Origin of the sequence: Dyadobacter sp. CY312, assembly GCF_021390535.1 — a bacterium.
GTDB lineage: Bacteria > Bacteroidota > Bacteroidia > Cytophagales > Spirosomataceae > Dyadobacter.
In genome coordinates, this window is record NZ_JAJUXG010000017.1 from 152,414 (window position 1) to 166,764 (window position 14,351).

The window sequence follows — 14,351 nt, forward strand, 5'->3', positions numbered from 1 at the left end:
CATTTTCAACATTAATTCCATGTCACAATTTCAATGAGATCGTTTTCAATTGCATTGTTATTGGTGTTTACCCAATTGTTCGGCTCATGCCTCTGTCTTGCACAAAAAAGTAAAAGCGAGCTTGCTACGAAACTGATGAAACTCACAGCTAGCAGTGAATGGACTCAAACTGACACCGTTTCGTTACGTTTTGATGCGCATCATACGCAAGGAATTGTCAAAATTGGGGCGCATTTTTTCATGACTTCCGTTGAAGTATCTGAATGGCCTAAAAAATATGATACTCCACGAGGAAACCTGGATCGTGATGCGGGAAAAGGAATTGGTCATGTGATGAAATTTGACCGCAAGGGCAATCTGCTTCATGATCTCGTAATAGGAGAGGGCGATGTGTACCATCCCGGTGGTATCGATTTCGACGGCAGATATATCTGGATTCCAGTCACTGAATATCGACCCAATAGCTTTTCCATTATTTACCGGTTAGATCCTCAATCCATGGAAGTGAAGGAGGTTTTGCGCTACCCGGAATCTATTGGAGCCATTGTGCACAATACCGACAATCATACGCTTGTAGGAGCAAATTGGGGGGCGAGGAAGTTCTATTCCTGGCAAGTGAATACACTAGGTCAGATTACAAATGGCAACGAAACGCCTGTAAAACTGGGAGTCGAAAATCCTTCTTTTTATGTCGATTTTCAGGATTGCAAATACCTGGGCAATAACCTCATGCTCGGTTCTGGTTTACAGTCTTTCAAAACGGAAACTGGTACTTTCAAGCTTGGTGGATTGGAAATTTTGGATCTATCCGACTACCGGCCACGACGACAGATTCCTGTGAAACTCTGGTCTGCAACAGGTGCATCCATGCTCAATAATCCTTGTGCAATTGAATCAACGAAGGAAGGTATACGTGCCTATTTTGTTCCCGATGACGACGATAAGGCGGTGCTGTATGTGTATGACGTGGTTATGTAAAATTGTGGCGGTGATAATCCTTACTACAGATGCACGGATTATCGCGAATGATTTGGAAAAGAAGCCCATGTTCACACCTATTTCAAACATGGGATAGCTGCTATTGCTGTATTTTAACGAATCGCCCCTTTGGAACGAAGTCATAGTACCTATCACGTTATTCATTCTGCCTCGCAGCGGATCGCCAACCTATACGTCCCGTGGGGAGGTCTCGTTGGTAGCCTTGCAGGTTAAGTCGTCAAAGAGCGTTCCATAGGAACGGATTGTGAGAAGTATGACAATTTTTAATTATCACAATTTATCTTTGGAAAATACGATAGTGATTGGTAATGAGATATTTGTAAAAAAATGCTATTTTCTGCTTGCACTGATTTGAAAATCGGTGCAAGCAGAAAATAGCAATATAGCTTGCTATATTTTTGTGAAATGCAAATTCTTAATCCGGTCAGAACTGATGTAAAATCCGGTGATTGCCTGATTCTTATCCCGAATAAACCGAACCCCTCCCAAATTTCTGGCGCTACTCAAAAACAGGTCAGACTGAATGGGATTGAACCGGATGACGGGTTGATTTTTATTGCTTGTCAGTAAACCAGTTTTATCCTTAGCAACTGTATAAACGACGTTCAGATCCTTGCAATAATACGTACCCGGAAATTTGTCCAGATCAGTTTCTGAGTATGTTTGCGGGGTGTATTTTTCAAATACATACTCGTCGCTTTCTCCGGATGTGTAAATCAGCTTGATAAGATTATTATGTTCCTTGCGAAATTTGACCATCATGACATCGTCTCCGTCTGCCATGATTTGAAAGGTATTTTCTGCAACAGGTACTAGTGTATTTTCATATGTATTGCCAGATACCTGATAGCGCAACGTGTCATTTTTTACATACATTGTAAGCCGGGACATTCTTTCATTATCCCAATAGTATCCGGAATAAGTTTCCAGTTTCTGCTTACTTAGTTTGATGGTTTTTACTTTACTGAAATCAATACTGGCAGGCTGAGGAAATACATTCCCAAGCGCTTCAATAGCCATATTCATAGCAAGTCCGCCATTGTATCTATTGTTATTTCCAAGCACAAATGAAATAACATTTTGATCCGGGAAAATAAAAATATTACTCGCGTAACCACCTTCTAATCCATACGTCCAGATTTTGGGAACACCGCGTTCTGCGTGTAAGTATTGTTGTCCATGCAATAGTCTCCCGGCGGTAGGATTAAATATGGTTTTCCCATCATTTAATGTAACAGGGGAATTCAATTTTTCAATCAGTTTTTTACTACCCACCCTGGCGTTTTCAAAATTGAGATACCATCGACTCAAATCCGCCGCCGAAGTATAAAGATTGGTAGTTCCCACAATCGAATGATTGATGAAGTTATTTTTAAGTCCATCGCTATTGTTTTGATACGAAACAGCTACATTGGGTATAATCATTTCATTATCGTCAGAAAACAAAGTATTTGTCATTCCCAAAGGTTGGAAAATATTTTCCTGCGAAAATATAGCAAACGTCTTTCCCGTAACTTGTTTAATTACTTCTGTTAATAAAATAAGTCCCGATGAAGTCTGCGAAAATTGTGTACCAGGTATATAATCCAGTTCCTTTTGTTTGAGTATTAAATCTACTGCATCTTTTTGTGTAAAAACATCTTTATCACGCCAACCTGAAATTTCTTTCAATGCGATAAAATCATGTAAACCACTCGATTGACTTAACAAATGTTTGATAGTAATTTTATGATCGAAGTCAGGCATTTGCGGAATATATTTTCGCACATCATCTGACAAAGACAATTTTCCCTGTTCTTCCAATAGTAAAATGGCAAAGGCTGTGAATTGCTTGCTCATAGTCCCGATTTGAAATTTTGTATCAGTGTCTATGGGTATTTCACGGGTTAAATCTGCACTTCCGAAACCTTTCATATATCTGATCTGACCATCTTTTAAAAGCGCTGCTGCCACACCTGATTTAGCCGAAGTATTATTCCATTCAGAGAATACTTTATCGAAATAATTGGCAGATTTCTCTTGTACAGGAAGTTTATTATTCTCTATAATCCTGATAATTTCAGAAGCCATTTTTGATGCCGAACTTGGATCCTGGCCTGTTACAAACCGACCATCCACAACATAAAAACCTTTTCCCAATTCATCAGCATACACAAAATCACCGTCATTATTTTTAATAGCCTGGTCGATACTAAAAGGAAATGTCTTATAATATTCTTCCTCCTTGTTTTCAAATTTGTCCGCAAACCCGGTTATTTTTTTGCCGGTATAAAGCGATTTCCCGCTTTCATCTTTTAAATAAGCCAGCCCTGCCGTACCGTGACAAATAGCAGAAACCACGCCATTGTTATTGAAGATCTGTCTGGCAATGTTTTGAATTGTTTTATTTTCCGGCACACCAAACATCGCCGCACCGCCGCCTCCATAAAAGATGGCGGCATAATTTTCAGGTACAACCGCAGCAGGCGTTATTGTATGTTTGAGTTTATTCATAAAAAAACCGTCGTACAGATATTTTTTATGAATGCTGTCGGAAGCATTGATGTAGCCCACCGGAACCGCACCGCCGTCCGGACTAACAAAATCCACTGTATATCCTGATTTAGTGAATACATCGTATGGAATGGCAATCTCACCAAAGTGGTTGGCGGCTTGTATTTTTGAAGTTCCATAGAAGTCCTGATTGGAAACGACAAACAAAATTTTGGTCTGGGCAACAGCCGCGGTGTAGAACAGACAGAAGCAAGTGGCCAGGGAAAGTGCCAACATGGTCCTCGAAATTACTTTACACATATTTGCATGTTTTGGTTTTAAAATATATGCAAAAGTGCCTCAGAAATATCGGTTAGAGGTTTTGAGCGACGGTTCAGGAGTCCGGAATTATAAAACCGCACTCATTTTGTAAGGATCTTCTGGTACTCGCTTGGAGTTTTGCCTGTGAATTTTTTGAAGGTAGTGAAGAAAGTCGATTTGGAGTTAAAACCGCTGTCATAACCTATGCTTTCGACTGTTAAATTATTTTCTGTTGTCAATAACGTTTTTGCTCTTTCTACCCGGTGCTCGTTAATAAGATTGGAGAAGGATTTACCCATTACCACATTCAGATATTGAGATAACAAATGCCTCGTTACATTCATCTCCTTCGCAGCTTCATCAAGCGTGATATTTGGATTTAAATATAGTTCCTTCTTAAAAATGATTGATATCCTCTCATCAATCAGGTTTAGGGTATCCGTGTCAATGTCCTTGTTTTTATATTTCTCTTTTTCCTGAAAAAAGCTGGTTTCTTTGCTGTTCTTAAAAATTAATAGTAAAATCATCAGATACAGCACAAACGTAAACGACAAGCCACCAACAATGTATGAGGTGTAAGACGATGTATAATAAGCCAGCCAGATAATGAATGTCCCGAAGTATATACTTAGATACCAAATGTCTATTTTTTTAATATCTTCTTTGGTTCTAAATTTAATAATTATAGGAAGAATGTATTTAAAAGATAGAAGAATATATGTAATCCATTGAAAATAAATTGCACTCACAAACCATTTGCTCCATTCGGGTCGGTGGTCAACATAAGGATAAAATATGCCTGCAATACTAATGCCCGCAATATAGGGTATGATATGGATCTGCCAATTTGTTTTGCTATTCTCTGAATTAGACTTTAAATATAGATATAAGAAAGGTCCGATTAGCACGCATGCGGAAAGCCCTATCTGAATAAAAATGTTTGCCAGATCCGGATTAAAGTAAAAGAATACTGATTTAATTACCCGGATGCTTAAAACAAAGAATAGCAGAGATAGGAAATAATTTGAAAATACTTTTTTCTGAGCCATATAGGCAAAATACCCTGAGATCAGCAAACCATTAAAGGAACCAAGAGCACTGAAGAAAAAGATATATTGGTCTGACATATTGTTTTTACTGCCTGTTATTGACTTATATTTTTATGTGTGTCTTTGGTTAAAGAGAAATATTGTGGTACTGATAACCGGTCAGATGCCAATGATAAATGACAATAAATCTATTCCGTAATAAGGTATGTTATCTTTAAAAAATTCTATTTTAATTTTCTGAAATTGGCTTTTCAGTTCACTAATTTTATTTGAGTCTGTTGAAAAGCCTATACAATGCGTATTTGCCCATTTGTTCGACCCAATTTAATTATAATAATAATCAACAATTTAAACTTTTTATTGTAAATATTTTAAATTATTTTTTTGTCCATGTTCTGTATAATACCAAGGTTCGTCGGATTTGTCAATTCTGAAATCTTGATAAATGCTATTTCAGTTTATTAAGTATCTATTGAAATTGAAACAGTTTTATTTCATCCAACTTTCAAGTTAAATTTCTGTTTTTGGTAAATAGTTGCTATCCATTTGTTAGTTTTTTATACATAAATGGTCGCAATTCAATTTCTTTTTTTAGTTTTTCAAACTCGCTGTCAAAATACATTTTAAAGAAGTGTTTTACATCTTCCCAATTGTCAAGTTTAGTTTGTATTTGTTCATCTTGATTTTCTCCATAAACAAAAAACAAGTCACAGTTTTTGTGAACTTCAAGAACAAATTCATTTTCCATATGTCCAACCCAAAAAGCTCCGTGCTCTTCATCCATTTTTATAGTCTCTTCAATAGCGGTTTTTATGTCGTCAAATGTTGCGTTCTCAACTGAGTCGCCCCAACCTTTTTCTATCCAAATATTTGTTGTCATACGTGTCGATCTAAAATTGCGACTAGCGGTTGGGTATTGGCGAGGTTGGGGATTAAAAGCACTTACGTTCAATACAGCACAAATGTACAAAAAAGGGCTGACGATGATTATAGCACGTCAGCCCCCATTGCGGCAATACCTTGTTAGCGGTTCGTTGTTTTCAGCTAAAAGGTAAATCGTATAAACGGAACGGGGAAAAATCCTTGTTGATAATTGTTTGTAATCTGAAATGTTCGGGAATTCCATTCCTGCCTGAATATATTTTCATTGTTCGTTACATTCTGTAAATCCAACGAAATTTCTAAAGACGATTTTTTGTAATCTCTGCGATAAGACAATTTAATATCCGTTCGGAAGTAATTGCCCTGATGAATGGAAAAAGCCTCACTCTCTACATATTGCACTTCTCCGTCTGCTGTGGAAGCCGCTATGTCTATCGGGGATAAATAGCGACCACCAACGGTAGAAAGTTTTAAGGAAACCCCAATAATGCTTTTTTTACCTACTGACCATTCCTTGCCTGCGAGCGCATTGACCACATACCCCATATTAAAAGCAGTATTGCGTAAAATTCTGTCACTACCCTTATATTTCGAGTCGAATAAGGAAGTGGTAAGTAAGTAATATAACCCCTTGCTGAATCTCCGTTCCAATGTTATTTCCAGTCCATAGTTTCTTCCAGTTCCCTCGTTCACAAGGCTATCCCTGAGCGTAGGAGTAGATTCCGCCCCGAGGTTAATAGTAGAAAAAGAGGAAGGTTTGCTTTCTACCGGAAGGTCATACAGAGATTGGTAGTAAACTTCTGTTTTCAGGCGTGTGTTGGCACTCAACCGCCAGTCGTGTGATAAAACAAAATGGTTGCTTCGCAGAAAGCCTAAAGATTCGTTGGTATATTGAAGTCCGCCCGCTGTTTTTGTAACTGTAGCATAAGTAAGCAAATTGTCCATTTGACTGTGCATTCCAAAGCCAAAAACCAAAGTATGATTGTTATTTACCCGGGCTGAAATACCAATTCTTGGTTCGATGCTTTGGCTTTTCGAAATATCCAGCCTTTGATAATGTAATCCAGGTATGAAAGTAAATGTCTCATTAAACCTGTACTTCCATTGTACATACGCTTGTGTAAGCATGATGTTGCTATTTCGGTTTACTAATATTGCATCTGCCGTACCTCCGTGTATTCTTTTGTTGAGTAATGAGTAATCTATATAATCGTTATACAATCCGCCAACGATGCTATGTTTTGCATTGAATTTGTGATTCACGGAAAGTACGGCTGAATATTTTCGGGTAACAAATTTCCAGTGCCAGTCAGGTGTGGCAATATCAGGGTCAATGGTACTTATCGAATCTCTGTCAAAAAGTTCATTGGTGCTGCTGTAACCCAAAGTAAACTTGGCGGTTGTATTTTTTCCTAAGCGATAATCTAAGCTTGCTCCCGTGATATTGGTGGTATAATCTGCATAACGATTAGAGTAGTCGTTACCGTAAGCCTGTCCGTCCGGGTCATAATCTTTGCCTAACGAAGTCCAGTCGCTTCTTCCCCATATACCAAACAGGCTTACACTTGCACGTTCTCCAATAGGTGTATTTACTTTGTAGTTAATATCGGCATAGATAGGAACACCTCCGCCTGTACCAAATTCAAGCCCCAATTGTTGGAAAACAGCCAATGTAGAATAGCGGGCATTGACAATGTATGTAGCCTTGTTTTTTTGTCCTATCGGACCTTCTGCTCCTGCTTCAAAACCGTTGAACCCCACTTGCGTAACAAATTCGTGGGTTTCATCATTTCCGTTGCGAAGCCTGATGTCGAATGCACCTGCCAAAGCATTTCCGTATTGGGCAGGAAAAGCTCCCGCAATAAAGTCGGATTTGTCTATATTGTTATTATTCAGCATACTCACAGAACCTCCCATACTGTTCAATGCCCCAAAATGATTAGGATTAGGAATGTTAAGTCCTTCTAATTGCCACAGCATAGAATTTGGGGAATTGCCACGAATAATGATATCATTCCGTGTGTCGTTGGTGGAAATTACACCTGCAAAATTGGCTGTCATACGGGCAGGGTCGCCTATCGAACCGGCATAGCGTTTGGTTTCGTCCATATTGAATGTTTTGGTACTCACAACCGCCATTTCATTGTTTGGCAATCGTGAATTCGCTGTTATCACTACGGCATCCAGTGTTGAAATACTTTCGTTCATCATAACATTATTAAGCATTACCCCTTTGCCCGCAGTTACCAAAATATCGTTAACGAATACAGGTTCATATCCGATAATGGTAATAATAAAAGACTGACGACCCAATGGAACAGAAGTGAGCCTGAAATTTCCGACAGAATCACTAACCGTCCCAATTTGCCGGTCTGACTGCAATAAAATTACAGCTCCGGCAACAGGTGTCCGTGATGCCTCATCAATGATGTTTCCTTTCACAGTTTGCGTTTGTGCAAAAGATCTATTTGTAGCTAAAAAACACGCAAAAAGAAAAATAATTCTTTGAGTGAGCCAATAGTTTGAGCTTGCTGTTGTATTTGCTGAATAAGTTGCCATATACTTGATAAAAGGATGTTTCGGCAAACTTAGTCAGCGTAATTTTCAATCTCGTTGATTTGGGTTAAGAACGGAAATTGGTCATCTGAAAAAAAATTTCGTTCTCAAATTTTTACCAACCGTTTTCTTATTCTGCTTAAAGCCTCCGGTGTAATCCCAAGGTAAGAAGCCACATAATACTGTGGTACACGTTGCAATACCTGTGGTTTTGTTTTAATTAAATTGAGATAGCGTTCTTCGGGTGTTTGTGCAAGTAAGGAAGTATTTCGCTGAACAAGCCTTAAAAATTGAGTTTCAGCCATTATTCTGCCGATTCTCTCAAAATCGGGATAGGTATTGTATATTTTTTGCAAGTTGTTGTAATGCAGATTGAGCAAGGTGGTGTCTTCCACTGCCTCTATTCCGTAAACCGCAGGTTTTCTCGTCAAAAAACTTTCGTAATCCCCGGTAAATTCGTGCTCAAAGAAAAAATTATAAACCTTTTTTCTGCCGTCTAAATGATTATATACCATTACCGCTCCTGATTCTATAAAAGAAACAACATTATTTGTTTTTCCCTCTAAACTAATAGTTTCTCCCTTTTTGTATGACTTGAACCGAAGAATGTTGCAAAATGCCTCTAGCGTTTCCTTTTGCAAATTTGGCTGGATTTGCAACAAAGAATGTATGATGTTTTGATGTTCTGTATCCATAGGGTAATTATAACGGAAAATACAAAAAAAAATATCGGGAGTAATAAATTATCCGTTTCAAAAGAGTTGTTTGTTGTTAAGTCGAAAGGTTTGTGCTGTGTTCGTTGTTTATCTGTCGAGCCCATCTTTGTAACCTGATTTTAAAATTCTTTCCTTAATTTCTTTGTCAATTTTTGTCTTGGCAGTATAAAACGCAAGAATGTCAAGTGACTTTGGAAATTGTTGTTTAATGAACTCGTCAAAATTTATGTCTGTTTTAGAAATTCTCAATTGATTAAGTCCACTTAATTTTTCAAGACCTGTTAATGATTTAAAAGTCTTGCAGTTGATTAACTTAAAGTCTGTCAAGGTCGAAATATCTTTGTCGAAGTGAAGCTCGGTCAATTGTATTTGGTCTTCAATTAACAGATTTTTCAGTTTCTTGAAGTTTGAAATATTTTTGAAACTATTAAATGCTCTAACCCTAATTATTTCAAGAGTTTCAATTTCGTTTTCTTCAATTTCATCTAAGTTTTCTCGTCCGCCCAAAACAAAGTGAAGTGATTTAAGTCTTTTGAGTTTGTTTACGAAGTTCAATTTCACCTTGGAAATTGAATTTAAACCAAAATATTCCAATTCTGTCAGCTTACCAACAACGTCAATGTTCTTCGTATGTCCACTTATGATTAAGAAGTTCAAATCTGTGTAGTTTTCTAAATATTGAAGATCAAGTGCTTTTGTTCTTGCCTCACCGATTATTAACTCTTTGAGGTTTTTAAGATTGTTAGCTTGAAATATTTCTGTCTCTTTGAGTTCAAACACACCCAAACTTAAACGTCTTAAATTTTTCAAATCGGTCAAAACTTCCAAATTGTCAGCTTTCAATAAACAATCAAGCCAAAGAGCTTTAATGTTAGGTAGTTTTAAAAGTGTCTTGCAGTCGAACGAACCTTGATAATGCCCATAAAAACGAACGCTGAAATTGTCGTCATACTCGAAACAAAGTTGGTTTAGTTCAGCAAGTATTTTGCCGGAATATAATTTGTCAGAGAATTGAACAATAACAAGTTTTCCGTCCTTTAAATCTTTGTCGATTAAAAGTCGGTCAATTTTCTCTGGATTATTTATTCTGTTCTGTGGTTTCATACAATGACGCCTAACGGTTTGCAGCTTGGCGAAGTGGCGGAAATCGAAGCACAAATGTTCAGTTTTGTACAAAAGTTCAATTGAAGCACTGAACTTGAATTTAGCACTTCGGCCGCCATATTTCCAAACCGATGGTACCGGTTCGTTGTTTTTCTTACTATTTTTTTCCTCTCAAAATTGTGGATGATATTTGTCCACAATGGTGAGAATTGTGAAATAGCAAAATTGAAAACAGTTTTATTCTTGATATTTTTCCAAACCAAGTTGTATCTATTTCTTTAAGCCATTCTTTATCTGCTGTATTGACAACTAATTCCTTTAAAGTGTTGTAACCATTTTCAAAATACGCACGGCTTGTTTCAAGGTCATATTGAATTCCTGTGTCTTTTTGCCCCATTGTTGTTCCTTCTACGTCGGTTTCGTAGCCTAAAAATTTACCTATTAAATTCATCGTTTCGCCAATATGCCTGTAAATAAATCCAACTGATGCAGTTTGTTCTGTTAAGCGAAAGTTCATATTTTCTGCATTAATGTTTTTGCAGAAATGAAAACAGTCCATTTGGTTCTGTTCTAATATTTGTAATAAAATTTCTTTTTGCATTTTATATATTTTAATTTTTTTTACGTTTTAAAACAGTGTCCAAATTTTTCAATTTGATATTCCAAAAATTGTCAAAGTGATTTATCCAATTACGAAGTTCAATAAAACCGTCTTGGTTTAAAGTACAAAAGCGTTCTCTGCCAATACCTTTGATGCTAATAAAGCCTGCCGTTTGTAAAATGCTGATGTGTTTGGAAACTGCTGGTCGGCTCATTTCAAAATTTTCGGCTAACGTGTTTATGTTGTAACTGTCTTTGGTAAGTAAGTGCAATATTTGTCTGCGACTTGGGTCAGCTATTACCTGAAAAGCGTCAAGAGTGGGTGTTGCCATTATTGTTCTCTTTTAAGTGGTTAAGCATTTTTTGAATATTTTTAAGCCAACCATCTGTCATACCTCCTAGGATAGCGTAGTTTTCATCTTTAAAACCTGAGTGCTTCAAGTTCAGTATTGTTCCGTTGCCTTGTTCTTCAAGTGTCCACTCCACAATAGTGTCAAGCGTTGTAATTCCACCACTTGGCCCACCTTTCCAACTGTAAGTAAGTTTTTTAAGTGGGACGATTTCAAGAACTTTACAAAAAAAAATACCACTTAATCCAAGGCTTGGAATGGGGTTTGTCCGAAATTCAAATTCGTACCCTACAATTGCTTTGAAGTTGTTGGGCATAAGCCACAAAGCAATTAATTCTGATTGTGTGAGATATTCCCAAACTTCGCTTGGTGATTGCTCATAAATCCATTGATGTTTAATTTCTGTTTTCATATTTAAGTAACTTTGAAGTTACGAATATAAGCGTAACTTTTGAGTTACGCAATTTTTATTTAGTTATTTTTTGGAGTTGAAATGTCTGAAGGATTTTCTCTATTGTGAGGTTCTTTACAATGACTGCTAACATTTGTATATACGCAACGGTTGCGTAAATATCGCATTTGTTGGTATGTTGACTTTACAATGATATTTAAATTTTCCAAGAAATCTATTGGGCTTTTCCTGGCATTCTTGTTAGTCGCAACTATAAGGTGTCTATTTTTTCGATCATGATATACTATGACCAAAGGACTTAATTATTTTTCAAGCTTTTCCACCTGAATCGCTATAAATTTCGGTAAGTAACTAGGTGTGCAATTTTTAGCAACTATTTCATCGCTGTAAAGACCTGTGCGTTCTCCAAGACTGATGCATCTGGTTCGGAATTCTTCCTGAAAAATTCCTATTTGAGCTGCTGTGAAATTCATGGCCCACTGGACTTCCGAAGCTTCTTCTTCAATTCGATTTTCAATTTTCAACAGCAGTTCCTCCGTATTTGGCGGCGGTGTTTGTCCCGTCCAGCGCAAACGAGCTTGATAATACCAAAATGTTCTTCTCAGAAGAACAGATGGATTATTTTCCCAACTTTCAATTAACGCAATAGTCTTTTTGTCTTTGGTGAGCTGGTTTGCAAATAGCCAGTCCATGAGTTGCAACCGCTCATCCTCCTTGTGTTGTTCCATATCCTTGACAAAATGATCAATCACATCTTGTGAAAGCAGCTTTTTGTCCATAATGAGGATAGCCAACTGTCGGGCGAAAAATTGTTCACTGGACCAAAGTTCCAGTGCCAGTTCATGATCCCTTTTAATGGCTTTGGCAATGGTTCGCATGTCGCCAAGTTTAGTATTCTTGTCGGTGATTTGTTTCAGTATGTTATCTGCTTTTGTTGAGAGTTTCATTTCAATAAAGTTATTTGTCTATCGGTCGTCTGTCTTTACGGTTGGTTGTAACGCCTGTTACCAGCCAGGCTTTCTGTCCGTTGTTCTTTCATCTTAGTTTTATTCCTTGTGTTTCAAGTTTGTCTGCTCCTGATAAAACTCCCAAACTTCCTATTTTTCTTATTGCAAGTTTATTATGGATTTGATATTTTAATTTTCTCGAAGTTGCTTGAATTTCTGCCCAGTCCCAAGAACTAACCTGTCCATTTACATTATTGGTATCTTCCCATTGTAATGCTCCCTTTTCGTTAAAATGTCCGATGTGAGAATGTTTAAGTTCGTTATTTTTCAGTCCTCCGAAATATAATTGAATAAGTCCCCAACCTTCTGTCGCATAACGAAACGTATGTCCATTGCAACGTTTTGGGTCAAGATCAACTTTTCTGAAAATGGGTTTGCCTTTATGTCTTGGTGTCCAGAGTTGAAATGTCGTTCCGAGTTCTTCTATTTCAAGGTCAAACTTCGAGGATATTTCGTCACTTGTTTTGTATTGGCAAATCTTCTGTCCGTATTGTGAACCTAAGTCGTAAACGTGTAAGTCAGTGTCCTTGAAAATGAAGTCAAGAAGTTCCAATTTGTCTGCCTTGTCTGCGAAAAAATCGTAGTTCATTTTTTAATGTTGTCTGTCGTTTAGCCTTGCTGACAACGGTTTACGACTTGGTGATGTGGCGGAAATCAAAGTGCAAATGTTCAGTTTTGCACAAAAGTTCAATCGAAGAACTGAACACTTCAGCCGCCATGTTGCCAAACCGATGTTGTAGACAGTGTTTTTTTTGATTTTTTAGACTTCTTATTGTTTAACGTTTTCTGTTTTATCCACTGAATTGAAATATCAAAAGGCGCTGTATCACTGTCAAATGGGGTATTGTGTCCTAATGTTGAAAATAAAGTATATTCAAAAGGTTTACCTTGAACTTTAAATGTGTTTAATTGCTCTATACACAACTTTACAGGAATTTGTATGTCCTTCTCTCCAAAAAGCCAAAGTCCAGGAATTGAAAGAGTATTCAAAGATTTTTTTGGGTCAGTCGCCACGAATTGATACTTGTCGGGGTCATTTTTAGTATGTTCACGAGCATCTGCATCTGTATGATTTTCCCAAAATTTATTATTTCCATTCGTGTAAAACTGAAATCGAAGTTGTTCTAAAGTTGTTATCGTAGGACAACTAAATAAAACCATAAATTCTATTTTTGGATTTTTGCTTGCAGTAATTGGAATTATCCATCCTGCTTGACTGAACCCAACTAATCCAATTTGTGCTTTTCTATCTTTCAAATAGGTTCGCAATGTTTTTACTGCCTCATTTGCGTCGCTAGATAATAAATTAAGATTTGTAGTGTCAATATTATTCGTGCCAACAGATGGTCCAACATACACACCACCAGATTCTCCAACTCCACGTTTGTCATATGTCAATACAGCAATACCTTCTTTTGCAAGACGTTTTGCGAAATCTATTTCTCTTTTTACCGGGTCAGAACCGTGAACAATTACAACTGCTGCAAATGGATTTTTAGGTTTTACAATTGAACCTGCAAGAGTGATACCTTGACTTTCAAACTTTATATCTTGAATGGTAAAGTCGGTAGATTGAGAAAAGACTATTTTTGGTAAAAGTATTAATGATAACCAAATTAGTAAGTTAGAAAAAAGATTATTGTTCATTTTGGCTTATTAAGGAAATTTGTTTTGAGTGGTGGTTTTTAGCATTGCCTACAACCAATGCAATTTACGTAAGTTATCTACGCTGGTGCAAGATTTTAGATTTGTAAATAATAATCGAAATGGATGAGAGATAAGTCTGTAATTCCCTATTTATTAGGGTGTTGTCGTCTTTGTTATTTTTAACATGAATTTCTTAACAATACAAGATGCGCAATTTGTTGTGCTCTTCTATTTTT

At 37.0% G+C, this 14,351-nt stretch carries 13 protein-coding genes; 1 reads left to right on the top strand and 12 read right to left on the bottom strand.

The genetic code is table 11. From position 1 onward, the window contains the following. The first annotated feature begins 33 nt into the window (after nt 1-33). Nucleotides 34-978 carry a DUF6454 family protein gene (locus LZG71_RS22950; protein WP_255713156.1) on the top strand — a complete coding sequence of 315 codons (945 nt, stop codon included), beginning with the start codon at nt 34-36 and terminating at the stop codon, nt 976-978. A gap of 411 nt (nt 979-1,389) precedes the next feature. On the opposite strand, the gene LZG71_RS22955 is transcribed toward LZG71_RS22950, so the two are convergent. The 12 genes from LZG71_RS22955 to LZG71_RS23010 form a co-directional block, all read right to left on the bottom strand. Then, nucleotides 1,390-3,792, bottom strand: coding sequence for a serine hydrolase (locus LZG71_RS22955; protein ID WP_233824359.1), 2,403 nt, complete (start codon nt 3,790-3,792; stop codon nt 1,390-1,392). A gap of 101 nt (nt 3,793-3,893) precedes the next feature. Next, nucleotides 3,894-4,919 (bottom strand): AraC family transcriptional regulator, encoded by a 1,026-nt coding sequence (locus LZG71_RS22960; RefSeq protein WP_233824360.1) that lies wholly within the window; start codon nt 4,917-4,919, stop codon nt 3,894-3,896. 460 nt (nt 4,920-5,379) lie between these two features. Then, entirely contained in the window at nt 5,380-5,721 is a 342-nt protein-coding gene (locus tag LZG71_RS22965; RefSeq protein ID WP_233824361.1) for a hypothetical protein, read from the bottom strand. A gap of 164 nt (nt 5,722-5,885) precedes the next feature. Continuing rightward, entirely contained in the window at nt 5,886-8,165 is a 2,280-nt protein-coding gene (locus LZG71_RS22970; protein WP_233824362.1) for a TonB-dependent receptor, read from the bottom strand. Between the two features lie 221 nt (nt 8,166-8,386). After that, entirely contained in the window at nt 8,387-8,974 is a 588-nt protein-coding gene (locus LZG71_RS22975) for a Crp/Fnr family transcriptional regulator (RefSeq protein ID WP_233824363.1), read from the bottom strand. Between the two features lie 108 nt (nt 8,975-9,082). Further along, nucleotides 9,083-10,099, bottom strand: a complete 1,017-nt coding sequence (locus LZG71_RS22980; protein WP_233824364.1) for a hypothetical protein — start codon at nt 10,097-10,099, stop codon at nt 9,083-9,085. 157 nt (nt 10,100-10,256) lie between these two features. Beyond that, nucleotides 10,257-10,700, bottom strand: a complete 444-nt coding sequence (locus tag LZG71_RS22985) for a DinB family protein (protein WP_233824365.1) — start codon at nt 10,698-10,700, stop codon at nt 10,257-10,259. Nucleotides 10,701-10,710: 10 nt separating this feature from the next. Next, on the bottom strand, nt 10,711-11,031 hold the full coding sequence (locus LZG71_RS22990) for a helix-turn-helix transcriptional regulator (protein WP_233824366.1): 321 nt from the start codon (nt 11,029-11,031) through the stop codon (nt 10,711-10,713). Further along, nucleotides 11,012-11,461: an SRPBCC domain-containing protein gene (locus LZG71_RS22995; protein ID WP_233824367.1), complete on the bottom strand. Its 450-nt coding sequence runs from the start codon at nt 11,459-11,461 to the stop codon at nt 11,012-11,014. Before LZG71_RS22995 ends, LZG71_RS22990 begins: the two co-directional genes overlap by 20 nt. A gap of 302 nt (nt 11,462-11,763) precedes the next feature. After that, entirely contained in the window at nt 11,764-12,408 is a 645-nt protein-coding gene (locus LZG71_RS23000) for a DNA alkylation repair protein (RefSeq protein WP_233824368.1), read from the bottom strand. 88 nt (nt 12,409-12,496) lie between these two features. Beyond that, nucleotides 12,497-13,057 carry a hypothetical protein gene (locus LZG71_RS23005; protein ID WP_233824369.1) on the bottom strand — a complete coding sequence of 187 codons (561 nt, stop codon included), beginning with the start codon at nt 13,055-13,057 and terminating at the stop codon, nt 12,497-12,499. Between the two features lie 119 nt (nt 13,058-13,176). Further along, nucleotides 13,177-14,115 (bottom strand): S9 family peptidase, encoded by a 939-nt coding sequence (locus tag LZG71_RS23010; RefSeq protein ID WP_233824371.1) that lies wholly within the window; start codon nt 14,113-14,115, stop codon nt 13,177-13,179. Between the last annotated feature and the right edge of the window lie 236 nt (nt 14,116-14,351).